The following is a 24,598-nucleotide window of genomic DNA, read 5'->3' as shown; positions in this document are numbered from 1 at the left end:
CAGTAGTTGCTGAAGTAGCGATCACCATTTGTTTCAAAGTTATGACTCTGAATAGAAGAGTATATTCGCACCCACATATGAAACCACATATAAATCAACGAACTGGTGCAACGAGCAGATCGGGGGAACATCACCGAGAGAATGGTGTCAGAACTCTACATCAGCAACTACTGTGAAGGGGTGGGCTTTCGCCTTGCTACCGCTGTAATCACTATGACACCGGACCGGGTCGTCTCGAACAGTCCGTAACGCCTATTGTCTCAGTTTTCGGTACTTCTAGAGTGTCCGGCTATGGATCAAGGGTGCCAACGTAGTGTATATGACAGCGACGACGATACGCCGACCCATGTGCCGGCGGACCGGTCACGGTCGGCGGCACCGACGGATTACATGTTGGCTCCCCAGATGGAGGGCCGGTGATCTCGATGGGCAGTGACCCGGAAGCGTCCGGCCAGGACGGTCCGGCCACGGTCTCGATCGACGCGTTCCCGGACCCGGTCTTCGGATACGAACACCGCGAGGAGCGCCCAGTCATCACCCAATGGAACGACGCGTTCGAGCGGGCGTTCGCCGGCGTCTCGACCGGGACGCCCGTCCGCGACTGGCTTCTGACGGAGACGGACGCCGACGACAAGACGGTCGAGAGGATCTGCTCGGCACTCGACGACGAGGCCCCATTCGACTCGGCAGTCACCGTCGGGCGGACCGACGGCGGGACGACCACCACGGAAGAGTACCGCCTCAGAACGCTGGACGGGGCCGGCAGTGAGGGTGAGGGTGCCGAGGGATATCTGGTGGCGACAGCTACCGGGTCTCCCGAATCCTCGGGCGTGGAAGTCGACCGGATCGCGAGCATCATCAGCCACGACCTCCGGAATCCCCTCGACGTCGCCAACGCTCACCTCCGTGCTGCCCGGAACTCGGGCGACGAGGAGCACTTCGACCAGGTCGACCAGGCCCACGATCGGATGGAACGGATCGTCCGGGACGTACTGACGCTGGCCCGCGGCAAACACGTGCTCAACGTCACCCCCGAGGTAGACGTCGAGGCAGTGGCACGAGACGCGTGGGCGACCGTCGAGACTGGGCCGGCGTCGCTCGCGGTCGGCGACGACCTGCCGGAGACCGACGCCGACCCCGACCGCCTGCAACGGCTGTTCGAGAATCTGTTCAGAAACGCCGTCGAGCACGCCCAGGACCCGGAAGAGGAGAATACGACCGGTGTGGGCGGTCGCGACGAGTCGTCCGCCTCTCGCGGCGTGGAGGTCACTGTCGGTCGAACGGACGGCGGGTTCTTCGTGGCCGACGACGGCGTGGGGATCCCGACGGACGAACGCGAGCGCGTGTTCGAACCGGGCTACTCCGCGAGTGGGACGAACAACGGGACCGGGCTCGGACTGACGATCGTTGAGCGCATCGCCGAGGCACACGACTGGACGGTCTCGCTTGCGACCGGGTCGGCCGGCGGCGCGAGATTCGAGTTTCAGCCGTCCTCGGACGGCGACTGACCGCGTGTCGAGTGCACACGGACCAGACAATGACACTGGATGACCGACTGCAAGCGGCCCCGATAGGGGTCATCGAGACGAGCACCGACGGACGCGTCGTCGACGCAAACGAGGCCGCGGCGACGACGCTCGAAACGACGCCGGAGTCGCTTCGCGGAACCGATATCCGAGATGAATTTCCGAAGTCGGCCGCCGGTACGCTCCGGGCGGCGTTCGCCGGGGATTCCGTGACCGCCCGCTCCTTCGAGGAATACTACCCCCGGATCGACCGCTGGCTGAGTGTCGACGTTCGCGTCGGCGAGACCGCCCTCGTGTACATCCGCGACCGGACCGAGCGAAGAGAGGACGCGGAGCGCGTCGAACGGCTGGAACGGCGACTCGAACGGGTACAGGACATAAACGGACTGGTCGCGGCGGTGTTGCGGCGGGTCATCGACGCGTCCGACCGGACGGCAGTGGGCCAGACCGTCTGCGAGCGACTGGGCGGGACCGACCGCTACCGGTTCGCGTGGGTCGGCGAACGGGATTTCCCGGACGACAACCTCCGGACGCTCGCCGCCGCCGGCGACGCACCGGATCTGCGAACCCAGATCGGCGATGCGCTCGAAGCGGAGGGGACACTCCCCGAACAGACAGCGCTCGAAACCGGAGAGACGCAGGTCGTCGCGACGATCGCCGAGGACGAGACTGCCCCGCGCGGCGTCCGGCGGGCAGCGTTCGGCCACGGCCTCCAGTCGTGTCTCGCGGTCCCGCTCGCCTACCGGGGCACGACCTACGGCGTGGTCTCGGTGTACTCGGGGCGCGAAGACGGGTTCAGCGACGGGGAACGTGCCGGACTGGAGACGCTCGGTCGCGTCGCTGGCTTCGCGATACGGGCGCTCCGACAGGAGGACCTCCTGGTCGCCGACACCCTCACCGAAGTGACCATCGACGTCGGCGACGAGTCCGTGCCGCTAGTCCGGGCGGCCCGCGAGGCCGGATGCCCGATTGCACTGGACGGCGCTGTCCCCCGCGGTGACGGCGCCGTCGTCTGCTATCTCGACACTGGGCTGGCGGGTGACGATACTGGCGCGACTTCAGGGGGGTCCGATGGTACGGTTTCGGAACTCGAAGACGTGCTGGCCGACGACGAGGCAGTGACCGACGTACGCCGGATCGAGGACGAGGGGAGTCCGCAGTTACAGGCCACGCTCGACGGCGAGACGCCGGTCACCACGCTCGTCGCCTGGGGAGCAACCGTGATAAGTGCCGAGTATACCGCCGACTCCGGTCGACTCGTCGCCGAGGCACCGCCCGACGGGGACGTTCGGCGACTGGTCGAGGCCGTCGACGCGACGGCCGCGGAGACGGACCTCGTGTCCAAAGCGGAGACGTCGCGGACGTCCGACTCCTCCGAGGCGTTCCGGAGCGACCTCGACGAACGTCTGACCGACAGGCAACGGACGGTGTTGCGGACCGCACACCTGTCAGGGTACTTCGCCTCGCCGCGCGGGAGCACGTCCGAAGAGGTGGCGGAGACGCTCGATATCGCCGGTTCGACGTTGTTGTATCACCTCCGACGGGCCGAACAGGAACTCGTCAGCGCGTACTTCGAAACCGACCGTGAATCGCCTCCCACAGACGGCTGAGGTCAGTACTCGTTGCGGTCGATCCCGTCGAACGACGACAGCATCTCCTCCGCCTCGGGCAGGAGCGACCGGACCCGTTCCTCGACGACCGAGAGACGGGCTTCGATGTCGGCAAGTTTCCCATCGTCTTCGACGTCCTCCGCTGGCAACTGCGCGGTGACGACCGCCCGGGTCGACTCGATGCGAAAGTACTCGCCCAGCAGTTCATACGCGAGCACCTGACACTGCTGATCGACGGCGGCGATAACGTCCGTCCGGTCGACCGGCTTCGAGAGGTAGTCGTCAAAGGGCATGTCGAGGACGTCCAGGTCGGGGTCGATGGCCGTCACCATGATCACCCGTGTTTCGAGTTCGCGCTCCCGGATGCGCTCTAGCACTTCGTCGCCGGACATCCCCGGCATGTGCCGGTCGAGGAGGACCACGTCGGGGACGCGCCCGTCGCCGACGGTGTCCAGTGCCGCCTCGCCGCTGTACGCGACGGTCACCTCCGCGACATCTTCGAGGCGCAGTGCGTACGCGTCCGCGACCGTCTTCTCGTCGTCGACCATCAGAACACGCGGTTCCGACACACGCATCCCATCGCTCATGTCGTCTAAACATTGTGGCGCGCACCTACTAATATCCCGGTCGATCGCTATCCCGCCGCGTCCAAGAGCCCAGTGACGATTGAGATTCCACTGAACGTGAAAAACAGGCAGATAGCACAGATTCGCAGTATTCCGGCCGACCAGAGACGAGGCGTCGGCAGCCTCTCGGCCGTGCCCATCGCGACGAAACCGCCACCGAGGAGTGCGAACCGCGGGTCGAGCCACGAGCCCGAAAACACGACACTCCCGGTCACGAGTCCGACCATCAGCAGGCCAGACGCCGTGGCCACCAGCGCCCATCGACCGCCGGCCGGTTCCCGGAACAGGTTAGCCGTGATAGAGATGCAAGCGCATACCTCCGCCTTTAGGCGGAGGTCGAGCGACACTCGGCCCGTTTGTCGATGGAGTTAAGCCCGTGGCCCCTGTCAACACGGATGCTACGGAGTCGGTGAGATGCCGTCCCCGAACCACAAGGGGTGGCGAACCGGCGGTGGTTCGCACGGCGATGACACGGACTCCGATGGGGCCTCATTGACCGGGCCACAGCCCTACGAGGGAGACAAACGAGAGTTCCCCCGGTGTGTCGCCGGTTCCCTCCGAGTGCGGGTTGGAACCGAAGGATGTCAACCGCCCGAATCCGATGGCCGGATTCCTCCGCCTTCAGGCGGAGGAGGAGGTCAATTATGAAATGGCCGTAGCAGACCTTCGAAGCCAGAAGACTGTCGATGACGGAAAGCTATAGTAGCTCTTGAAAGACATCGCACATCTGATCGCATGATTACGTGCGATCGAGTGTACAGACGCTTTCAAGAGCTACTATAGTCTCGCACATCCCACCGCGAGAGCGCTCGCTCCCGGAGGACGAGCAGTCCGGGGAGCATGACCACGACGGCGACGAAGGCGAACAGAATCGCCATGCCTGTGACAATGCCAAAGCGTTGCAGCGGGGGCGAGAGCGCAAAGGCGAGAACGCCGAAGGCGGCAGCGGTCGTGGCGGCACTGGCAAGCAAGGTCCCACCGGTGCCGGTAATCATCCGCCGGACTGCCGTCGTGAGCCGGTCGCGTTTCTCGCGCTCGTCGACGAAGCGCTCGCCAGCGTGGATGCTGTAGTCGACGCCCAGCCCGATGGCGAGGCTGGTGATGACGGCCGTTTCGCTGTTGAAAGCGATACCGAACAGCGACATCGCGCCCAGCAACCACGCCAGTGAGACCACGACCGGGAGGAGGACCACCGCGCCCAGCGATAACGACCGGTAGCGTGCCCAGAACAGTCCCGTCAGAAAGAGGAGGATGACGACGAGCGTCACGGCGAAGGCCTCGACCAGCGTCTCAAGCAGGGCGTCCTGGATGACGGCAGTCGTGACCGTCCCGCCGGTCGCAACCGCGCTGATACCGGTCGCGTCGGCTTCGATTCGGTCGGCGTACGCGCGGGTATCGGTTGCGATGGTCTGTGCCGATTCGCTACTCCGGACCGAGATGAGGAGTCGTGCGGAGGTGACGGTGCCGTTGTCGGCGCGACTGAGCACCTGGCTGGCGGCCTGCTGGTCGGTCGCAAACAGCGCGCTGTACACTGACGAGACGTTCGAATCGGGCAGCCCGTCACCGTCCGTGTCGTGGCTTGCGACCAGCGTGGCAAAGGTCTCGTTGTCGGCCGCAACGTCCCGAATCACCGTGTGTGGCCCGTCGACCGCCGCTCGTCCGTCGGGGCGAAGTTGGACGGAACTGCTCGATTGGACACCCTCTCCCGCGTCATCAAGTGCCTGCAGGACTATGGGGTCGGAAACAGTGCCGCGTATCAGTATCTGGGACTGACCGCCCTCTCCCCGAAGCTGAAAGTTGTTGCTGAGATAGTCAAAATCCTCGGCGATAGTGTAGGTATCCGGAGCCAGCCCACCCGGCAGGTATTCAGTCCAGTCGGGCGCGTCCTGCGGGAGGAAATCGGCCTGATTGAACTCCGTGTCGATGCCCGTCGCGCCGTAGGCACCCGCCGAGGCCAGGAGGAGCGCGACAACAACGATAGCGACCGGCGCGCGGGTCGTGAATGCGGCGAGGCGTTCCAGTGCCGCGTTTGCCCGCCCGGTTTCGACACCGAAAGCGGGTTTCCGTCGGCTTCGACCCAGCCTGTTCTCGACGAACCCGTCGACCTCGATTTTCAGCGCCGGGAGGAAGACGCCGAAGGCGAGGAACGTGGCGAGGATGCCACCGGCACTGAGGACTGCGAAGTCCTGGATCGCCGGGAGCGGACTGACGACGTTCGAGAGGAACCCGACGGCCGTCGAGACGGTCGCAGCGACCAGTGCCAGCACGACGCTCCCGACCCCCAGGGTCATCGCGGTGCGGATAGAGCGGTCAGGCGTCTCCTCACTGTCCCCGTCGAGTGCCCCTTCGCGGGCCTCACGATATCGCATCACGACGTGGAGCGCGTAGTCGATACTCAGGCCAATGAGCAGGAAGGGTACGGCGATGAGGATGACGTTCATCGGGATAGCGAGCCACCCCATGAGACCGGCGAGCCACGCCAGCACGATACCGATACCCACGAATGCGAGCAGGATATCGAGCAAGTCTCGATACGTGATACCGAGAACGAGCACGATGAGTACGAGTGCAAAGGGCGTGATGATGGCAAAACTGTCGCCGGTCGCTCGTGAGGAAGCGTCGTCCTGAATCCCCTGTCCGAACACGAATGCGTCGTCGAACCGGTCCTGTGCCAGCCGATCGATGGCCACCTGTGCGTCGTACGCGGCCTGCGGGTTCTCGTCTTCCCCGCTGTTGTCAGCCTGTGCTACGAGGGTTAACCGTGCCGAGGCAGTCGTCGACCCCGGATCGTAGCTTCGGGGGAGGAAGTTGTAGGGGTCCTGCTGGCCAAGCGCGTTGCTCTCCGGGTCGAGAAGCTCGGCGAGTAGCTGTTCGACCGCCGCATCGTCCCGTGATTCGAGCGCGTCGATTTGCGCCGACAGCGACGGCTGGCTAGTCGGTGGCTGTCGTGTGTCCTCGGCAACGGCTGCCGTCGCAACGATATTCTCGATGCCGATGAATCCCGGCGCTGCCAGCGTCGCGTTCAGCGTCCCGTTTTCGCGTATCTCCTGCTGGAGATACAGACCCTCGAGCAGTGAATCCCGGGTCAGCACGTCGCCGCTCTTGTTGCGGACGACCAGTTGGGCAGCGACGCCTTCGTCACCCCCGTAGTTTTCGCGCACAAAATCCTGTGCGTCGGTCTCCTCGGAATCGACTCCGAACCCGCCGATATCCTGCTCGCCCGCCCCCCCAAGCGCAGTTCCCGCCGCGACGACCGCTGTGAGTGCCACCATCGTAATGATGACGAGTTTGCTGTGTGTCACAATCCGTTCTGCGTACCAGCGCGAACGCGTTCCGGCCATGTTCAGCTCTCACTTCTCTCACGAGATGGCACTCGCCCGGTGGGGGACCGCTCTCTGAGCTTGGTTCCATCCATCTGTGAACCCTTATTATCCAATCCCCACTCTCCCGGAGATATTAAGTGTTTGTAGATATCTACTATATTTACTTCTATTCTCGACAGCCAGCGTCATCGGACCGGAGGCCAATAATGAAAGCAGGTCGCAAGCGACTACAGAGGGACAATGAGTGAGCGCGAGGCGGTCGAAGCGTTGCGAACGCTGGGGCTCTCCAACTACGAGGCGCAGGTGTTCGTCGCCCTCCAGCAACTCGGAAGCGGAACCGCACAGGAGGTGAGCGAACTCTCGGAGGTGCCCCGGTCGCAGGTGTACGGTGCGGCCGACGATCTGGCAGAGCGGGGTCTTGTCGAAATCGTCCGGTCGTCACCGAAGGCGTACCGTCCGGTCGAGCTATCGACGGCGCGTGCGCTCCTGACCGAACGCCTCGAACGGGAGAAGTCACGGGCGTTTGATTGTCTTGAATCCATACGTGCGACCGAGACCGACCGTGTGGACGGACAGGATGTCTCGATGCTCCGCGGCCGACAGCCCATCGACGAACGTATCACAGAAATAATACTATCGGCCGACCACACCGTCGTCTTCGTTTCGCCGACGGCAGGGGCGACGACCGACGCCATCGCGGATGCGCTCCGTGATATAGGGACCGACGGGGCTGACGTGACCGTCGTGACCGCCGATCGGTCACTCGATGACCGCTTCACTGGCGACCCTGTGAACGTCTTCGTCATGTCCGAGGACAACCCCGCGGATTTTGCCGGACGGGCGCTGATGATTGACGACCGTACGGTATTACTCGCCGCCGAAACCGATAACGCGCCCGTCCAGGAGGAAGCCCTCTGGACCGGCGACTCCAGTATCGGCCGTATCCTGGCAGCCTTCATGCGCTCGGGCATGGAATCCGGCCGCGACCGACACCGGAAGTGACGTTCTGAACTCGACCGAAACGGATACTGATGTCCTTGAGGCCGTCGAGGCCGTGTGATACCGACGACTTGCGGAGCGGTCCCGAGTGAACCGAGGAACTGCCTACGACAGCGCTTCGAGCGAGACTCGTCCGTCGTCGACATCGACCGTCAGTCGGTCGCTCCCGTCACCGATGCGTCCGCGAAACTCGTTCCCGGCGGACTCGACCTCGTCGAACACGTCGCCGTCGAGTTGTACTGTCCCATCGTTCTGAGTACAGACGACTGTGGCGTCGAGCGACGGCGACAGCCGAACCGTCACGTCACCGTCGTCCGCTCTGACGACCGAGTCGTCGGCGACCCTGTCGACAGAGAGGTCTAGGTCCCCGTCGTCTACCCGGACCTCACCGAGCGTTGCCGGTTCGTTCATCGTGACCGCACCGTCGTCCAGTTCGGCGCTGAACCTGTCTACCTGAGCGACCGTGACGTCTCCGTCGTCACCATCGACGCTGAGTTCGCCCTCGAGCGGGCCGATGTCGGCGTCCCCGTCGTCTATCGAGAGTGCGAGTTCTCCAGAGACGTTCCTCACGGTGGCGTCGCCGTCGTCCACGTCGAGTTCGGTCACCCGGACGCCCGTCGGAACTCGTACCGTGAGCGATTCGAGCCCGCCGCCCCCAACGCCGACGATGGGGCCGGTGGAGCGCTCTTCGCTGATGTCGAGTCGTCCGTTCGTCACCTCTCTCACGACCTCGATGTCGCTCAACTCTGTCTGTCCGACAGCGTACTTCGTCGCCTCGATCCGAACGTCTTCGCCGTCCCAGGCTTCGACCGTCGTCTCACCGTCGTCGCTGTTTACCGCGACGGTCTCGACATCGGCGCTCACATCGTACTGGACGTCAGTCGTCTCTCGCTCGGTGTCGCCGAATCCCGCACAGCCCGCGAGCGCGACGGCGCCACCGAGGCCGACGCCTGTGAGAACCTGTCGGCGTGACACGTCGGGTCCGGTGTGTGACTCTTCGTCGGCAGTCCGGTCAGACTGGCTCATACCTGCCCGTTATCGGAGCCATAAGAAAGAACGTGAATCACAGTCTCAACGCCAGAAACTGTCTGTCTGAATATATTTTGTCCCGCGGTGAGCGCCGCCGCCGGCTCTTGTGGGGCGAGTGAGGTGTTACGTCGATGCCACCGATGCCCCCGAGTGGGTCACAGATTACTCAACCAGTTCGATACCTACCTGGGGTCGGCTGGACTGGAAAACGGAGGGCGCAGGGATGTCACAGGGCGGGTGGCCGGATACTCGGCCGCCTCCAGCCACGGGCGGGCAGGATGGGTGGAATCGGCGGGCAGGGGGTGGTGGGAGTGTCGGATACTTTTCGAGGGCCGCCTCCGACCGGCGGCTACGTACACATACTGGCGGCTGGATAGTGACATCCTCACCCGCCGTGAACGGCGGGGCTTCCTACAAGGGAAGTCTCGCTACCCGAGGAGGTTTCGGAACTGTACGCCGAGAGGGTCGTCTGTCGGGGTTCCCGACTCGCCTCCCGGTGTCCCATGGTGCTGTCACAAGCACTCCCGTCCCGTGGGAAGTCATCGCCTGCCGGTTTCAGCGGCAGGCTCTCTCCCCACGGGTCGAGGCGGTCAGCGATGTTGACCGCCGCGTTCAAATCGGCGTGGTACTCCGTGACCCAACAGCCCTCGTTGGTACACCGGAACTCGTCGCCGTCGCGGTGCCCGACGTGCCCGCACGCGTGGCACGTCTGCGACGTGTAGGCCGCTGTGACGTACTCAACGGGAACCCCGGCCTCGAGGGCTTTGTCCTCGATACGGCCCTGCAAACGGGCGAACGCCCACGCATGGAGGCGGCGGTTCATCCACTTTCCGTAGGCCAGCGACTCGCGGATGTAGGTCAAATCTTCGAGGACGATTACCGGGTCCTCGAACTGCCGGGCGTACTCGACGGCCTGCCGAGACGCCTTCTCGACAATATCCGTGAGTGCGTGCTGGTAGTGAGTGAACCGCTCGTCAACCCGCCACTCGGCGGCCCCGCGCTCTTGCAGGCGCTTCAGGGTCGTGTGCATCTCTTTGCGGAGGTGTCGCGCCCGCCCGCCGTCAACGAACAGCGGGTCAACCGGAGCACCCTGCTCGACGGCACAGCCGACGAGCAACGACGACTCGCCCACGTCGAAGCCGACCGGCGTGGGGTCGTCGGGCGTGTCCGGGTGCTCAATCTCGTACTCGACGGTGACGTGCAACGTCCATGAGGAACGGTGCTGTCGCAGGCGGAACTCGCCCACGGTCACGTCACCGTCGTACAGTCGGTCCCACAACTCCCGCTGGTCAGGGTTGATTCGCAACGGAATCCAGAACGAGGTGCCACGCCCGGCCTGTGGCACCCGCCAGCAGAACTCGTGGGCGCGGTCGGGCGAGTGGTCGAGATGCCATCCTCGGTTCGTGAACCGAACGGGGTGGTCCTCGGCCAGTTCCTCGGCGTCGTAGGTGCGCCGGAGTTGCGGGACGTACTGTTTGAGCGCGTCCTTCGCATACGAGGACAGGTCGTAGTCGGTCACGATGTCGTTGACCGCCGTCTGCGTGTCGGCCCCAGACGCGAAGGCGTCACGGAGCGCACGGCGGTAAGTCGCCTCAGTACGCCGAAGCCGTCGCTCTTTGTGCGCCGTGGGTGGCGCGAGCGTGGCTTCGAGTGTCTTGGTGGCGGTCGTCGTGGCCGACATTCGACAGTCGAACAAACACACTCAACACACTTAAGAATCATGTTGACTACATACAAACGTGAGCAAAGAGATTCGCTTCGAGGTGGCAGACGACCAGTTCGAGCGACTGAAAGCGGTAAAAGACCGGCGCGGCTACACTTGGAAGGGCCTCATGCTGGAAGGTGTGGACGCGCTCGACACCGACGACAGAGACGTGTAGGACAGACGGCCAGCAACAGTCGTGGTGGTCGTACAGGGCGGCAGACGCGATTCCTCCGCGCCGTGAACGGCGCGGTTTCCTCGCTACTCCAAAGATGAACCGCCGGTTGCACAAACTTCCGTTCCACAAGTTCGAGACATTCGTGTCGTACAAGGCGACGTGGCGAGAGATTCCGACAGATACGGTGGATGCGTACTACAACTCGAAGACGTGTTCGTGTTGTGGTGAGCATGGCAGTCGGCAGGGACGCCGGTTCCGCTGTACGAACGACGAGTGTGACGTGGTGCAAGACCACGCCGACCGGAACGCATCGGTGAACATCGCGTGGCTCGAGAAGGCGAAACTCGACGGCAACAAATCGAATTACCGGACTCACAAAACCCAGCCGCAGGTTCGGTTGGTGCGTCTGTCCGGGTCGGGGCGCGTAAGCCGCCCAACCTCATCCCGCTCGCTTGCCGAGCAGGGAGTGCTAGCGCACGGCTGAGGGAATTACAAAAGCCTCGGGCCACCGCGCCCGAGGCTGTTTACCTATTCTGGAACACACGGACACCCCGAATCAACACTCCCAAACCAAATAGCGCGACTATGCCTTGAGCCGCAAGCGGTTCGATTAGCAGCGCAGCACCCAAGATACCGATGCTGGCCAAAATCAAACCAAGTGCGCCGTACCCTTTGATCGGTTTGTTCATGTGACAAATTTGTAGTTTCTCATATCGGAGTGTCGTTTATACATCTCACAGCTCCGTATGGTCTCCGCGTACGAATCACAACTGGCTGTTTTTCGCCCAGTCTCATAACTCGTCGCACAAAGTTTCGCTCTCTGAGATTGCGCTGTGGAACGTCCGCTATGACATCGATGACGCCGGTAGTGACTGTGGTTTTCGGACGCACAGTCGTTCGAAGGCGAAAGCAGGAAACGGGCTTTCCGGGCGAAGCCGTCGTGCAGCGAACAGCAGGCGGGAGTCACCCGATCTGGGCGTCGCGGAAACGGAGATACCCGGCCGTGACGGGGACGAACAGCCAGGCCAGTAGGACGAGAATCGGTAGCCAGACCGATGCGAACGGGTCGGTTCCGAAGAACTGCCCCTCGACGGTGGCCCGGTAGGCGGCGTTCGCGGCGCGGTTGGGCGGGAACAGTCCGACCAACTGTAACCACGCCGGTTCGCTGCCGGCTGCTATCAGTCCCAGTTCGACGGCACCGTACTGGATGGCGGTCTGGATAAGGTTCCACAGCGCGACCAGGATCATGTAGGCACCGACGGCGACGGCGGTGGCACGACTGTCGCTCGCACTACCGGCTGAGATGCCGACGCCGAGAGCGACGAACGCCACACTCATGAGGCCGAGAAAACCAATAAATGAGGCCAGTGAGCTGAACGACCCGCCCAGAATCGTGAGGACGACGAGGCCCGTCGCGAGCCCACCGACGAGGGTGGCCACGAGCATCAGGGCCGTCCGGCCGATCAACTTCCCGAGGAGAACGTCTCGGCGCGACGGCGGCAAGCTCAACAACATCCGGAGCGAACCCGACTCGCGCTCGGCGGTGATTGCCCCCTTGGCGAGGATAAGCGCGACGATGGGAAGCATCGTCACGGCGAGCTGGAACGAGAGTGCGAACACCTCACGGGCTGCCATGCCGCTGGTGGCTGCGAGCAATCCCGTGATCCCGGCCGTCGACAGCAGGACGATCCCGGTGACAACCCACAGCATCTTCGACCGGCCGGCGTCAGCCAGGTCCTTCCGGGCGATGGTGCGGACGCTCATCACGCGACACCTCCCGGGACGACCGATTCGGGCTGACTGTCCGTGGTGTCTTCACCGGTATAACTGGCGAACAGGTCCTCGAGCGATGATTCCTCGATGCGCACGTCGGTGACCGTCGTTATCTCGCGGACCCGGTCGATGAAGCGGAGTTTGGCCGCCGGTTCGAGACAGGTTCCCCGGACGGATCCATCAGCCACCTCGATCTCGCGGACGTTCGGGAGGTCACCCAGGTCGCGCTCCGGGGTGCGGTCTACGTCGAGTGTCACCTCGGCCCCGGTGTCGAGTTGCTGTCTGAGCCGGTCGATACTGTCGACGGCGACGAGCGCTCCCTCGTTCATGATACCGACCCGGTCGGCGACGGCTTCGACCTGTTCGAGAATGTGACTCGAAAAGAACACCGTCACGCCGCGCTCGTTTTCCGTACGGATGATATTTCTGAGTTCCCGGGCCCCGTTCGGGTCGAGACCGCTGGTCGGTTCGTCGAGGATGAGCAGGTCGGGATCCCCGACCAGCGCCATCGCCAGGGCGAGTCGCTGGCCCATCCCCGTCGAGTACTCTCCCGCTGGCCGGTTCGCGTCTTCGCGGGAGAGTCCGACCCTGTCGAGTAGCTCGTCCGGGTCGTCGTCAGCGTCCTTCAGTTCGGCCGCGAGTTCCACGTGTCGCCGACCGCTCAGTCTGTCGTACAGTCCGTAGTTCTCGGGAACGACGCCGATCCGGTTGTGGAGCGTCTCGCGGTCCTCCGAGACGTCCAGTCCGAGCATTGAGGCCGTTCCACTCGTCGGTTTCACGAAATCCAAAAGCACGTTGATGGTCGTGGACTTTCCGGCTCCGTTCGGGCCCAAAAAGCCGAATATCTCGCCCGATTCGACGGTCAGGTCAACGCTATCGACAGCGGTCACGTCACCGAATCGTTTGCTCAATCCCTTCGTTTCGATCGCTGGGTGCGTCATCGTAACGCCTTCACCGACGACCGGAGATACATTAAACCGATAATCAGTGTCTCCGGGTCTGAAACGCTGCTCTCACACTCGAACCTGACGGCACTGGACGCTCCGGTGAACCACGTGACGTCACTTACCTCGGCAACCGAACCGGGATTCCGACAGCTGTCACCGTGGCGTCGAACATGCACACTCCGGCCGCCACAGCGCATCGCGGGACGGTTGGAATCCGGCAGCGAAACGCGTGTCTCACTGCTGACTGGAAGCGTTCCTCGTCCGTGTCTTGTCCCCGCCGTCACTGCATGTCGGACACGTCGACGAGGAGGTCTGCGTCCGCGGTGATCCAAGCGGTCGTCGCTTCGTCTTCGTTGGGGCGCCACGCGAACGTGACGGTCCCCGAGTCCGGGTCGGGTATCACCTCGACGCTGGGGTGATCCCGGAGGGCACCCTGGGTCGAAGGGCTATCAATCCACGGGACAGTCCTGTCGGGGTCGCTACCATCGGGCATATTTGCAACGGGGGACGGTGAGATCATATAAAGGGTCACAGGATTGCAGGCTCAGCAACCGGGCACACGCCCACAATCGCGTCGACCCCCTTGCAGTTACGCCCTGTAACAGCGAGTCGATCCCAACCGGGGGAAACGGAAACACATCGAAGTGCACCCGAGAAGGCGATCTCGAAGCGGGCTCCGAACGGGTATGCGGACGCAGACAGGTCCCGTGCCGGGCGATTACTCGCCAACTTCGAGACTGACTCCATCGGAGTGGAACATGAGTTGCATCCGGTCGACGACCACGGAGAATTGCTTCCGATGGTGGCCCTGCGGGTCGACCACCATCGAACTCTGGATGACGCCGGCGGATTCGAGTCTGTTCAGCCGGCGATAGACGGTCGCACGGGACATATCTAGCCGGTCGGAGAGCGCCCGCGCCGAGAGCGAATCGTCGGCGAGCAGGTTCAGCATCTCTCGGGCGTAGTCGTCGCTCAACAGCGATAGGACTTCGCTCGTGTCGACTGTCCGTTGATCGGTACTCCCGGGGCCGGTGGCACCGACCTCGGACCGCTGGAACGCGTGGGCCGAATCTGACTGTGACATCGTTATGTCTACGATGTAACGGACATCCCCTGTAGCCAGATGCTTCTATTTCGCACGGCCTGGAACAGAGGAGTCTAGCTATCGGCATGGGACCTATAGTATCCGGTAGAATTATTTACTCAGAGTACGTTGCAACTACTAGTGGATCATCTCGACGAGATCTCCGTCGAGGAACTGCAAGACACCCTCGACAACGTGGACGGAAAGAAACCGACACAACGGCTCTTAGCGGCAATTGCGTACAAAAACGGTGTTTCGCAGACTGAACTAGCCGAGTGGTACGACGTTCAACGACGAACGATCTACAGCTGGCTCAAGCGACTCGACACCGACGAGTCGCTTGAGCAAGCCGTCTCTGATGCTCATCGATCCGGAAGAAAACGAAAGCTCTCAGAAACACAGCAAGAAGAGTTCGAACAAACCGTCAACGAGCCTCCTGAAGCGGTCGGGATCGACGCGCCGGCGTGGACGCCGGCGCTCGCCCAAGAATACCTCGAAGAAACGTACGGCGTCGAGTACTCGGTCCCGAGTTGTCGGCGGTTGCTCAAAGAAGCTGGACTCAGTTATCAAAAACCACGTCGAACAGCCGCCGAAGCCGAAGAATCTGACCAAGAGGAGTTCCACGACGAGATCAAAAAAAGCGGCGGGAAATGGACGCCACAGTAGTCTGTATCGACCAAACCAAGAAATCTGTGCAGGTCGAGCCGCGTGCCGCGTGGTTTCCGCGCGGCACGCGGCCGAGCGTCGAACTGTCTGGTCAACGCGACTGGACGTGTCTGCTCGGCGCGATCACCGAAGATGGTGACTGCTTTTTCTCACGATTCACCGAGTACGTTACCGCCGATCACGCAAAACATTTCATTCTCGCGTTATGCGAAGAATTCGAAGAAGACTTGATCGTCGTGCTAGACGGAGCGCCGTACTTCCAGGCGTCGGCCGTCACGGACCTGGCGGCCCGTGACGACCTCGCCTTCGTCACGTTGCCGGCGTATTCGCCGGAACTCAATCCTGTCGAAGAGTGCTGGCGACAACTCCAAGATGCTCTCAGCAACCGGTTCTTCGACTCGCTTGAGCAACTGACCACCGCGATCGATACCGCTCTCGACCAACTGTCGCTCCCAAAAGTGAGTAATTACTTCTGACGAATACTATATCCACAACCATCTTCTGACAGCGAGGTAATCCCGGCGTTCACGCCGGGCGGGAATCGCGTAAGCTCTGTGTCGCAACCCACCGGCTACACGGCTGCCGACTCCCAGATGATGTTCTACTACATGAATGATTTTTATACTTGCCCAAACTCATATGGCAACTGTGGAGCTTCGTCGGACTGCCGTCGTGAAACTCGACGTAGACGACGACGCTCACCACCTTCTCCAAGAGACGATAGGCCGCTTCAAACAGGCCGCTCAGATAGTTGCAGACGACGGCTGGAACGGCACAGAAGACGGCTACATCGTCACGTCGAAATCCAAACTTCACGACCGTACCTACGAGGAAGTACGCGAAGCGACCGACGAACTCAACGCAGACCTCGTGTGTGCGGCCCGGAACCGAGCTGCTGACGCACTCGATTCTTGTGCCGAGAAACGAAAAGACGGGGAAAACCCCTCGAAGCCACAGTTCACGTCGGATTCGGTCGTCTACAACCTGAACGCGATCACCTACTACGACGACTACACCACGCTTGCCACTGTGGACGGACGTATCGAAGCCGAGTACGCCCTGCCAAACGAAGACGTACCACCGACGACGTACTTCTCTGCGGAGTGGGAGAAACACGAAGCCACGTTGCATCACCGTGACGGCGACTACTACCTCCACATCGCTGTCGTGAAAGAGACGGAGAAAGAGCCGGAAGATGCCGAGAACGGAACGGTTCTCGGCGTAGACTTGAATGTGGATGGACACCTTGCCGTCACTTCGAGTGGCGCGTTCATCGGCAACGCCGACTACCTCAACCACAAACGCCGAGAATACGAAAAGCGGCGTGGGCAGATGCAACAGGCCGGAACGCGGTCGGCCCACTTGACGATGCAATCACTCGGCGGGCGATTCGCCCGCTGGAGCGAAGACTACCTGCATCGCGTCTCGAAGGCACTCGTGCAAGAGGCTCTTGCCCACGACTGTACGCACATCGCGTTCGAGAAGCTGAAACATATCCGCAAACGCATCTCGAACGCGAGCAAGTTTCAACAGTGGGCGTTCCGCCGCATCCAAGAGTACACCGAGTACAAAGCCGCCGAGTACGGGATTGCGGTCCAGAAAGTCACGCCACAGTACACCAGTCAACGGTGCAGCCACGTTGACTGTAGCTTCACCCACGAGGACAACAGAGACGGCGACGAGTTCTGTTGTCTTAAATGCGGGCGTGAGTCCCACGCCGACTACAACGCTGCGAAGAACATTGCTCGAAAACTACTCCAGAACTGGCACAAGTCTGGTTCTGGAGGGGCAACCAGTCACCTTGCCCTGAAGTCGGGGACGCTGAACGTGAACGGCACTTTCACGCCTACCACGGTCTAGTGGTCAGAACGGGAGTCCACCGACAAGCTCCGCCGTTCATGGCGGAGAAGGTGACTTTGAGGATCCTGCCCGGGCGTTCGTCGCTGTAACCGAAGTGGATCGGTCGGCCAGGTGGCATCTCGTGGATAGTCGCTGTTTCGCCCACCAGACCCACAACCTGAAACGGTCGAAGGTTCTGTTTCGCGTGGTGAAGTCCTGTACCTCGTATTCTATCCAGAGATTCCAGACTATCGCCCACGTATTTCACCCGACTTTCAGTTTCGCGGAATCGATGCTCCTCTCGCGTCGGAAACGGTGAACGACGTCTGAAGTGTTCGTGCCGTCTGGTGCCCCCCGGACTGTCGACCCTCAACGGGGTACCGGTCCCCGGTGACGATTCGCGCTCGGGGCACCTCGCAGACAGTCCCCGGTGGGAGACAGACGGGACCGTCACGTTGGGTCCGAGACCGGCGTTTTTTACCGAGTGCCGGGGAACAGTGTAGCGATGGTCTCCACCGTCGACGGCCTCATCGCTGTCGGAATACTCGCGGGCGGCGCACTCTGCTGGTTCGGCTATCGGGCCTATGCCCTCTCGGAGCGACTGGGTCGGCAGTCGTTCATCGCGTTCACGACGATACTCGGGACGGGATGTATCATCGCCGGCGTCAGCGGCCTCGCGCCGTCATTGTTTCCGGTCGATGCGGTGGGCTCGTCGTGGGCACAGCTCCCCTTTCTGTTCTGGCTTCTCGCGACGTTGCCCTGGTTCGTGTTCGCGGTTCAGTATACGGGGACCCGAACGCACATCAGCCCCCGCACGCTCGGACTCCTCGCGTTGCCGTATCTCGCCATCGTAGTTGATCTGCTCCTGTCGATCCTCGACATCGGCGGGTTGCCCCTGTTCAACGTCCTCGGTTCGGTCGTGTTCATATATATCATCTCGCTCAGTATCGGCGGCGTCTACCTCCTCATGCAGAACACGTACTCGTACGGGCACACCGCCGTGTGGCAAGGCGTCGCCCTCGCTGTCGTCATGGTTGGGTCGCTCATGATCTGGAACCTGATGGGCATGCAGGCGAACGATACAGTCAGCCAGGCCGGGGCGTACGCGGCCGGGGCGCTCGTCGCGGCGGCGGGCGTTGGAACTGCGTGGCAGCGCTACGACCTCTTCGATTCGACTCCCTCTATCGGCACTCTCGGCGAACGGGCGCTTACTGGTGAAACCGACGACCTGATGTTCGTCGTCGACAGCGAGGACCGTCTCATCACGATCAACGAGACGGCCATCGAGACGCTCTCGGTCACGCGGTCCAACGCTCACGGCTCGCCGATCAGCGACGTACTGGGTCAGGACAGCGAACAATTACGACGGGTCGAGACAGTGACGGTACAGACGACCGAAGGGGTCCGGCAGTACGACCCACAGGTGTCGCGAGTCGGTGACGGTCACGACAACGACATCGGCGCGACGCTTAGCCTTCGGGACGTCACCGACCGCAACCTCCGGGAACAGCGACTCGCAGTCCTGAACCGGGTCCTCAGACACAACCTGCGCAACGAGGTCGACGTCGTGAAAAGCCATGCCGAGAAACTTGGCCGGGACGACGAGGCGGTCGACCCTATCATCGACGCGGCGGACAACATCGCGGCTCTCGGTCAGCAGGCTCACCGGATCGACCGGTACGTCTCGGAGTCAGCAGAGGATGTCACCGTCGACTTGGACGCGCTCGTCCGGTCCGCCCTCGAAACTGTCGACGCCGACGAGGCTGACGTGACCGTCTCGGTCGAGACGCCGACGTCGGCGACACTCACGACGAACCGTCGGGCCCTCGTGGGCGCGCTCGAAAGCGTCCTCGACAACGCCGTCAGGTACGCCGACTCGGCTGTGAATGTCACTATCGACGCACGATCGGACGGGTACGTCGTCCGCGTGTCCGACGACGGTCCGGGGATCCCGGACAGTGAACTGGAGTCCCTGGACGCGGGAACGGAATCGCCGCTCCAGCACAGCACCGGGCTCGGACTCTGGCAACTCAAGTGGGCCGTCACGACGCTGAACGGCGAGCTATCGTTCGATACGACCGACGGAACGACCGTCGAAATCACCGTGCCAGACCGGGTGGACGAGCGCGCAGCATCTTGACGGGCTGGTTCACCGGCCAGCACTGCCGCGAGGGCGCCAAAAAGACGTTCGAATACGCCAGTGTGGAGGACGAACGGACCGACCGAGGACAGGAGCGGATCGGACTGCTTGGGTCCGTCCTCACTGCATATCTGACCCGCTGACGACGATATCGGCGTTGGCAGTGACCCACGCAGTCGTCGTTTCGCCGTCCTCCGGCCGTCGCCACGCGAACGTGACCGTCTCGGTGTCGGCGTCCGGGATCCCCTCGACGCGCGATAACTTGGGACGGGCGTCAGTTCGAGAGCGGTCGTCGAACCACCCGGCGGTACGCTCGGAATCGCTACCGTCGCTCATGTGCGACACGAGTATCCCACAGGTAATAAAAAGGCACGCTCTTGGGAAGTAGATTGTTGATTGCGAGAGCAGCGGCTAAAAGTCGAAGAGGGCAAGGGCACCGCGCCAGCGGTGCCCGATATGTTCCCTGTGAGCGGCTCTGGTGAATCACTGGACAGCGTCGGCTTCGACCGTCAGAACTAGTGGAATGAAGCGGGAAACCGCCGATGATCCATGTCGAAGATTTCCCGCTTCACGAAGAAAGCGGTTCAGTTAGCTAAAAATGCTGTCGGTGGCCGAGGCGAAGTCGCCGCCCCCGAAGGGGGTGGCGGCTTCGCCGATTATGCCGTCGTATCGCTCCATTGTCTTCGAGTTTACTTGGAGAAGTCCTACCGAGAGGCGTTGGATCTGCTGAGTGAGATGCCACATATTCTCGGGGAGATCGGCCTTGAACCGGCCGATCTCCCCGACCACTCGACGCTAGTGAAGTGGTTTGACAGAATCAAGACAGCGCTCTGGCGAGTGCTGCTGCGCCTCTCGGCGCAGCTGCACGACCCGAGCGGTCACGCCGCCATTGACGCGACGTTTTTCGACCGCGAAAACGCGAGCAAGCACTACTGCCGTCGGACGAATTACCGCGTTCAGACGCTCAAAACAACAGCTCTCGTCGATACAGAAACTCAAGCGATTCTGGACGTTCACTGTACGACCGAGAAACGTCACGACACACAGCTCGGCTGGCAGGTCGCCCTCCGCAACGCGGGCGACCTCGCCAGCCTCGCTGCGGACAAGGGCTATGACTGGATGGAGTTACGCGAAAAACTCCGCGAAGAAGACGTAAGACCGCTGATCAAGCATCGAGAGTTCCGGCCCATCGATCACGCGCACAACGCGCGGATCGATGGGCCTCGCTACCGTCAACGAGCAATGTGTGAGACCGTTTTCTCGACGATCAAGCGCACGCTCGGCGACGCCGTGCGTGCGCGAACTTGGTACGGCGAATTTCGAGAACTCGTCCTGATGTGTGCGGTTCACAACATCAAGCAATCTCTAAAACAGTGAAATCAAGCTATGTCTGGCGATTCACCACGACCCTGTGAGCCGATTCGTCTCAGAATCGGCTGCAGCGGACCTGCTCCAACGGGTTCGCTGGCGTGATGGTGTCGAGTACCCCCGCTGCCGTTCTGACCTGACGGTCAGAAACGGCAGCTATCGGGTGTATCAGCGGTATCTGTGTAAGAATTGTGGTCGCACGTTCAACGATAAGACCGGCACGATCTTCGCCCATTCGAAGCTAAAGCTCAAAGAATGGTACTTCACGATCTACGTGTTCTTACGGTTTAACACGAGTCTTCGTCAGATCGAAGCGGAACTCGATCTTTCGTACAGGACGGTAAGACGGCGCGTCGAGCGCTTCGCCAGAGCGCTCGACGCGCCTGCGATACGGCTGTCCGGGCCGGTTGAGATCGACGAAGTGTACGTTTCTGCCGGGCTGAAAGGCCGCGAGCGCGACTCTTGGTCGCGCTCGCGTGGGCTGTCCACGCGTGGCCGAGGATCGTACGCTGGCGACAAACCGCCGGTGTTCACGCTGGTTGATCGCGGGTCGGACGATCGGTACGTCGTGCCAGCGAAATCCGCCGACGAATCGACCGTTCGACTCCTGCTCGCCGACCACGAACAGGAGTCGTTGACTGTCTATACGGACGGATTTCGGGCCTACGACCCGCTAGAGGACGACGATGAATTCGAACGCAAATACGTCGTCCACGGCAATGGTGAATACGCTGATGGCGAGGTACACGTCAACAGCTGCGAGAGCCACGCGTCGCTGGCGCGACGGTGGCCCTCGCCCCACCGAGGAGTCTCGAAAGACAAGCTCACACCGTATCTCAGAGCCTTCCAACTCCGCCGTGAACTCTACAGAAAACCAGGCGATGAAGCACTCAAACACGCTCTCGACGCCGCACTCTGAAAATCAACAACGTGCTTCACAAGAGCGTTAATCGGAATCGGACCGACTACTTCGACAAGCTGCTTCGCGTCAGCAAGGATGGCGCGTGGGAGGGGTGGATGCTGTTCGCGTTGACTGCGATCAGCGAACAGGCAGATGATGCTTACGAGTGTGGGCAAGAACTCCTCGAACTCCGTGCCACATATCTCGAGCAGTACGAGGGGTATCCAGCTGTTCGCGACGTCGTGACGCATCTCTTCGAAGAGCCGTATCTTACAGGCGGTTCGCGCTCAGGAAGCGACTGGTCGGTCGAAGAAAGCTGTCTACAACGCCATCGATATGTTATCCGAAGATGGGGTCATCGACGAAATCACTGGAAAAGACCGCGGCAAGGTCTATCGAGCGCCTGAAATCCTCGCAATCGTCGAATCACCCTAGAATCGTCCCACTCCACTCTGCAACGGTCAGTATAGGTGGCACAGGTATCGGTCAGTACTGACACACAAATTCTTCGCTCACTCCGATATTCGAGTGAATAACGCACCAACGATGACGGCTCCAATCATAATCCCGCCAATCCATCGGATGATGCTACCGTAGGAGAGCAGTGGCAGCGCAACGAGTGAAATGAACGCCAACGATAGTCGAACTAATTCGGAACCTTCGACAGCGATATAGACAGTTCCAGCGATTACAAGGCCAATCCCTACCGCGGCGAGGAGCGAAGTGAACCCGAATGAATCACGGAATATGAGGCCGACAATCGTAAACAAGAGGCCAAGAAGGACAATACTTGACTCGGGGAGCGAGGGGGTACTTCTGTTCTTTTGGAGGGCATCCATGGAGTCTATCTCACATCTAAACTACTTAAATCTCTACCGTTCAGTTCGCCTCGATGATCGTGCGGTCGGCGTCACTGAGCGAGAGTTCCGCCAGGAACTCTCGTCCGGTCGGGCCGAACAATTCGCTGTCGTAGGTGTTGTCGGTGCGAGTGAGGACTGCTCTGACGCGGTTTTTCTCAGCAGTCCGCTCTTCGACCAGTGACTTACGCGTCCGGACGAGATCCCGCAGGGTGCGGATCTCGTCCGGCGGGACGTAACTTTCAGCGAGCATGTCCGCCCGAAGCATGTGCGCGAGTTTCTTCGCATCGACGCGATCTGTTTTGACTGTCGCGTCGGCGATAATCCGGTTCTTTGATGGATTCACCAGGGTAACGTCGAGATGCTCGTCGAGCATCTCGTAGATCGGGCGGTAGTTGCCCGAGGCTTCGATGGCAGCGTCGCCACCAGCGTACTCTTCGGCGAACTCGTCAAGGCGGTCGTTTGGCAAGCGAATCTCGTCTTGCAGGTTGCCGTCGCCGTTGACGACGGCAACCTGCGAGTACTCTTTGTGGGTGTCGATGCCGAGGTACATGCAACGCCTCCGTTGGGGCTGAGCGTGCGTGAATCGGAAAGACGCCTATGCGTGCTCTGTGGCACAGTATTCTTCTTCCTTCCACGGGCTAGGACCGGTCGTTCTAGCATGCTTTGAAGCATTAGTTCACACTCGGTCTCTGCCAACCCCTGTTGTCCTGATTCACGCGCCAGGGGCTTCAAGGCAGGATTTTGATAGAGTCATTCTATGACACCCTGGATGAGTGGAAGCAAGTGTAGCGAGCGACTGATTCAGGAGAGTGCCTTGTTGAATCCGCCGACGGCGTAGGGATCATTGCCTGAGAGCCTGTTCGAGGTTGTAGACGACGGCGGTCAAGACGAGCTCACGGAACTCACGGTACCAGGCGCTCCGCCCGACAGGGGCGCCGAATCGTCCCTTGATGGCCGAGAAGCCGGTTTCGGCCATCCAGCGCTGGCCGTAGAGTTCGCTGTCCAACCGGGCGTTGTGGGCGTAATCGTAGCGGAAATGTCCGAAATTATCAAAGGCGGATCGGAAGTGAACACCTGCGGGACCGCCCGTCTCAAGTAGCCTGATCGACGCTGAACTGATGCTAGATGTCGTCAGGTCCACCCTACAGCCACGACGACGACGTAGGCAAAGACGTTGTTCAGTGCGTGCATCAGCACCGCTCCAGAGAGGTTATTGTACCGGAGGCGGAGCACTGCGGGGAGGAAGCCCCAGACGGAGATGAATATCGTCCCGGCGACGCCGAAGTTCGGCAGGTGGATCAGCGCGAACAGTGCGGTCATCAACACAGTCGCACTCACCGGACCGAACCCCCGGGAGGTGAGCGCTCCGAGGACCAGTCCCCGATAGAGGATCTCCTCAGTGATCGGAGCCAGAACTACCGCACCGACGAGGATGGCCAGAAACGCTCCAGGATCGGACAGTGAGTACGAGAGGCCCTGCAACTGGTAGCCGAGCATCGCGCTCAGTTGCGCCGTGACCTGGTACACCCCGAGTCCGATAACGAACGCGACTAGGGCCGCGCCCGCTTCTCGCGCGGACGGCCGACGAAATCTGAAGACAGTCGCTCGCCGGTCAGGAGTCAACAGTCCGTACAGGAGTGCGACTACCAGCAGGTTCACGATCCCGTAGAACAGGTACCCCGAGACAAGCGAGTACGCTTCCGACGGCGTCTCGGTGACAATACTGTGGACCGCGTACAGGAGCGACACCAGCGGCACCGGGAGTAGCGTGACCACGAGCACCGTTCCGAGGCGGTCTCCGACGGACTCACCGATCCGTACCTGGGAGACGAGACTGTCGGAGTTCGTCGTTCCCGTCATCGTTCTCCCCCCACGCTGCTGGACCCACGCTCGGAGACGGTTCCGTTGTCGCGCGCTCTGTCCCGTTCGCGACTGCACATATCGGTAGTGACGTCGTGACCGGTATGAATCGGGACGCAGCGTTTCAGCGCCTGAAACAATCGGTCGATGGCGATGTTGAGTGCCGT

At 61.6% G+C, this 24,598-nt stretch carries 22 protein-coding genes and 2 pseudogenes; 10 read left to right on the top strand and 14 right to left on the bottom strand.

All coding sequences use genetic code 11. From position 1 onward, the window contains the following. Positions 1-425: 425 nt before the first annotated feature. Positions 426-1,508, top strand: a complete 1,083-nt coding sequence (locus tag ACMGFG_RS12420) for a sensor histidine kinase (RefSeq protein WP_436930646.1) — start codon at positions 426-428, stop codon at positions 1,506-1,508. 29 nt (positions 1,509-1,537) lie between these two features. Next, a complete protein-coding gene (locus ACMGFG_RS12415; RefSeq protein WP_436930645.1) occupies positions 1,538-3,136 on the top strand; it encodes a bacterio-opsin activator domain-containing protein in 1,599 nt (532 codons plus the stop codon). 2 nt (positions 3,137-3,138) lie between these two features. Here the strand turns inward: ACMGFG_RS12415 and ACMGFG_RS12410 are convergent, their stop codons facing one another. The 3 genes from ACMGFG_RS12410 to ACMGFG_RS12400 all read right to left on the bottom strand — a co-directional run bounded on the left by ACMGFG_RS12410 (position 3,139) and on the right by ACMGFG_RS12400 (position 7,103). Then, positions 3,139-3,723 (bottom strand): response regulator, encoded by a 585-nt coding sequence (locus ACMGFG_RS12410; protein ID WP_436930644.1) that lies wholly within the window; start codon positions 3,721-3,723, stop codon positions 3,139-3,141. 47 nt (positions 3,724-3,770) lie between these two features. After that, positions 3,771-4,109 (bottom strand): DUF8011 family protein, encoded by a 339-nt coding sequence (locus tag ACMGFG_RS12405; RefSeq protein ID WP_436930643.1) that lies wholly within the window; start codon positions 4,107-4,109, stop codon positions 3,771-3,773. 420 nt (positions 4,110-4,529) lie between these two features. After that, positions 4,530-7,103, bottom strand: coding sequence for an efflux RND transporter permease subunit (locus ACMGFG_RS12400; RefSeq protein ID WP_436930642.1), 2,574 nt, complete (start codon positions 7,101-7,103; stop codon positions 4,530-4,532). Positions 7,104-7,325: 222 nt separating this feature from the next. Here ACMGFG_RS12400 and ACMGFG_RS12395 point away from each other — a divergent pair, with 222 nt between their 5' ends. Continuing rightward, positions 7,326-8,087 (top strand): TrmB family transcriptional regulator, encoded by a 762-nt coding sequence (locus ACMGFG_RS12395; RefSeq protein ID WP_436930641.1) that lies wholly within the window; start codon positions 7,326-7,328, stop codon positions 8,085-8,087. 102 nt (positions 8,088-8,189) lie between these two features. Here the strand turns inward: ACMGFG_RS12395 and ACMGFG_RS12390 are convergent, their stop codons facing one another. Together ACMGFG_RS12390 and ACMGFG_RS12385 are read right to left on the bottom strand one after the other, a co-directional pair. Next, a complete protein-coding gene (locus ACMGFG_RS12390; RefSeq protein ID WP_436930640.1) occupies positions 8,190-9,110 on the bottom strand; it encodes a DUF4097 family beta strand repeat-containing protein in 921 nt (306 codons plus the stop codon). Positions 9,111-9,498: 388 nt separating this feature from the next. Next, a complete protein-coding gene (locus ACMGFG_RS12385; RefSeq protein ID WP_436930639.1) occupies positions 9,499-10,794 on the bottom strand; it encodes an RNA-guided endonuclease TnpB family protein in 1,296 nt (431 codons plus the stop codon). A gap of 58 nt (positions 10,795-10,852) precedes the next feature. Here ACMGFG_RS12385 and ACMGFG_RS12380 point away from each other — a divergent pair, with 58 nt between their 5' ends. Then, entirely contained in the window at positions 10,853-10,993 is a 141-nt protein-coding gene (locus ACMGFG_RS12380; RefSeq protein WP_436930638.1) for a hypothetical protein, read from the top strand. Between the two features lie 94 nt (positions 10,994-11,087). After that, positions 11,088-11,477 (top strand): annotated as a pseudogene (locus tag ACMGFG_RS12375) (transposase); the annotation flags it as partial. Between the two features lie 479 nt (positions 11,478-11,956). Here ACMGFG_RS12375 and ACMGFG_RS12370 read toward each other — a convergent pair. From ACMGFG_RS12370 to ACMGFG_RS12355, 4 genes are all read right to left on the bottom strand, one after another. Then, positions 11,957-12,757: an ABC transporter permease gene (locus ACMGFG_RS12370; RefSeq protein ID WP_436930637.1), complete on the bottom strand. Its 801-nt coding sequence runs from the start codon at positions 12,755-12,757 to the stop codon at positions 11,957-11,959. Further along, positions 12,757-13,707, bottom strand: coding sequence for an ABC transporter ATP-binding protein (locus ACMGFG_RS12365; protein WP_436930636.1), 951 nt, complete (start codon positions 13,705-13,707; stop codon positions 12,757-12,759). Before ACMGFG_RS12365 ends, ACMGFG_RS12370 begins: the two co-directional genes overlap by 1 nt. A 286-nt stretch (positions 13,708-13,993) precedes the next feature. Next, a complete protein-coding gene (locus ACMGFG_RS12360) occupies positions 13,994-14,206 on the bottom strand; it encodes a DUF7511 domain-containing protein (RefSeq protein ID WP_436930635.1) in 213 nt (70 codons plus the stop codon). A 225-nt stretch (positions 14,207-14,431) separates the two neighbouring features. Further along, positions 14,432-14,797: an ArsR/SmtB family transcription factor gene (locus ACMGFG_RS12355; protein ID WP_436930634.1), complete on the bottom strand. Its 366-nt coding sequence runs from the start codon at positions 14,795-14,797 to the stop codon at positions 14,432-14,434. 141 nt (positions 14,798-14,938) lie between these two features. Between ACMGFG_RS12355 and ACMGFG_RS12350 the strand changes: the two genes are divergently transcribed. The 3 genes from ACMGFG_RS12350 to ACMGFG_RS12340 all read left to right on the top strand — a co-directional run bounded on the left by ACMGFG_RS12350 (position 14,939) and on the right by ACMGFG_RS12340 (position 19,442). After that, a protein-coding gene (locus ACMGFG_RS12350) for an IS630 family transposase (RefSeq protein ID WP_436930633.1) occupies positions 14,939-15,939 on the top strand; the annotation gives its coding sequence in 2 pieces (ribosomal slippage) (positions 14,939-15,431 and positions 15,431-15,939; 1,002 coding nt in all). Positions 15,940-16,102: 163 nt separating this feature from the next. Continuing rightward, the gene (locus tag ACMGFG_RS12345; protein ID WP_436930632.1) at positions 16,103-17,323 is read left to right on the top strand and encodes an RNA-guided endonuclease InsQ/TnpB family protein; all 1,221 of its coding nucleotides are present in this window, start codon (positions 16,103-16,105) and stop codon (positions 17,321-17,323) included. 484 nt (positions 17,324-17,807) lie between these two features. Next, positions 17,808-19,442 (top strand): ATP-binding protein, encoded by a 1,635-nt coding sequence (locus tag ACMGFG_RS12340; protein ID WP_436930631.1) that lies wholly within the window; start codon positions 17,808-17,810, stop codon positions 19,440-19,442. A gap of 120 nt (positions 19,443-19,562) precedes the next feature. Here the strand turns inward: ACMGFG_RS12340 and ACMGFG_RS12335 are convergent, their stop codons facing one another. Then, a complete protein-coding gene (locus ACMGFG_RS12335; protein ID WP_436930630.1) occupies positions 19,563-19,778 on the bottom strand; it encodes a hypothetical protein in 216 nt (71 codons plus the stop codon). A 213-nt stretch (positions 19,779-19,991) separates the two neighbouring features. Between ACMGFG_RS12335 and ACMGFG_RS12330 the strand changes: the two genes are divergently transcribed. Further along, positions 19,992-20,819 (top strand): IS5 family transposase, encoded by an 828-nt coding sequence (locus ACMGFG_RS12330; protein WP_436930629.1) that lies wholly within the window; start codon positions 19,992-19,994, stop codon positions 20,817-20,819. A gap of 19 nt (positions 20,820-20,838) precedes the next feature. Further along, positions 20,839-21,729 carry an IS1595 family transposase gene (locus ACMGFG_RS12325; protein ID WP_436930769.1) on the top strand — a complete coding sequence of 297 codons (891 nt, stop codon included), beginning with the start codon at positions 20,839-20,841 and terminating at the stop codon, positions 21,727-21,729. A gap of 494 nt (positions 21,730-22,223) precedes the next feature. On the opposite strand, the gene ACMGFG_RS12320 is transcribed toward ACMGFG_RS12325, so the two are convergent. The 4 genes and pseudogenes from ACMGFG_RS12320 to ACMGFG_RS12305 form a co-directional block, all read right to left on the bottom strand. Continuing rightward, on the bottom strand, positions 22,224-22,550 hold the full coding sequence (locus ACMGFG_RS12320; RefSeq protein ID WP_436930628.1) for a hypothetical protein: 327 nt from the start codon (positions 22,548-22,550) through the stop codon (positions 22,224-22,226). A 43-nt stretch (positions 22,551-22,593) separates the two neighbouring features. Next, positions 22,594-23,121: pseudogene (locus tag ACMGFG_RS12315) on the bottom strand (IS110 family transposase); the annotation flags it as partial. A gap of 291 nt (positions 23,122-23,412) precedes the next feature. Next, entirely contained in the window at positions 23,413-23,712 is a 300-nt protein-coding gene (locus ACMGFG_RS12310) for a hypothetical protein (RefSeq protein WP_436930627.1), read from the bottom strand. After that, the gene (locus tag ACMGFG_RS12305) at positions 23,703-24,431 is read right to left on the bottom strand and encodes a CPBP family intramembrane glutamic endopeptidase (protein ID WP_436930626.1); all 729 of its coding nucleotides are present in this window, start codon (positions 24,429-24,431) and stop codon (positions 23,703-23,705) included. Before ACMGFG_RS12305 ends, ACMGFG_RS12310 begins: the two co-directional genes overlap by 10 nt. Positions 24,432-24,598 lie beyond the last annotated feature (167 nt).

The organism is Halosimplex halobium, assembly GCF_051414055.1.
Classification (GTDB): Archaea; Halobacteriota; Halobacteria; order Halobacteriales; family Haloarculaceae; genus Halosimplex; species Halosimplex halobium.
Note: the sequence above shows the minus strand (reverse complement) of the source record. Positions and strands in the feature narration are given on the sequence as shown.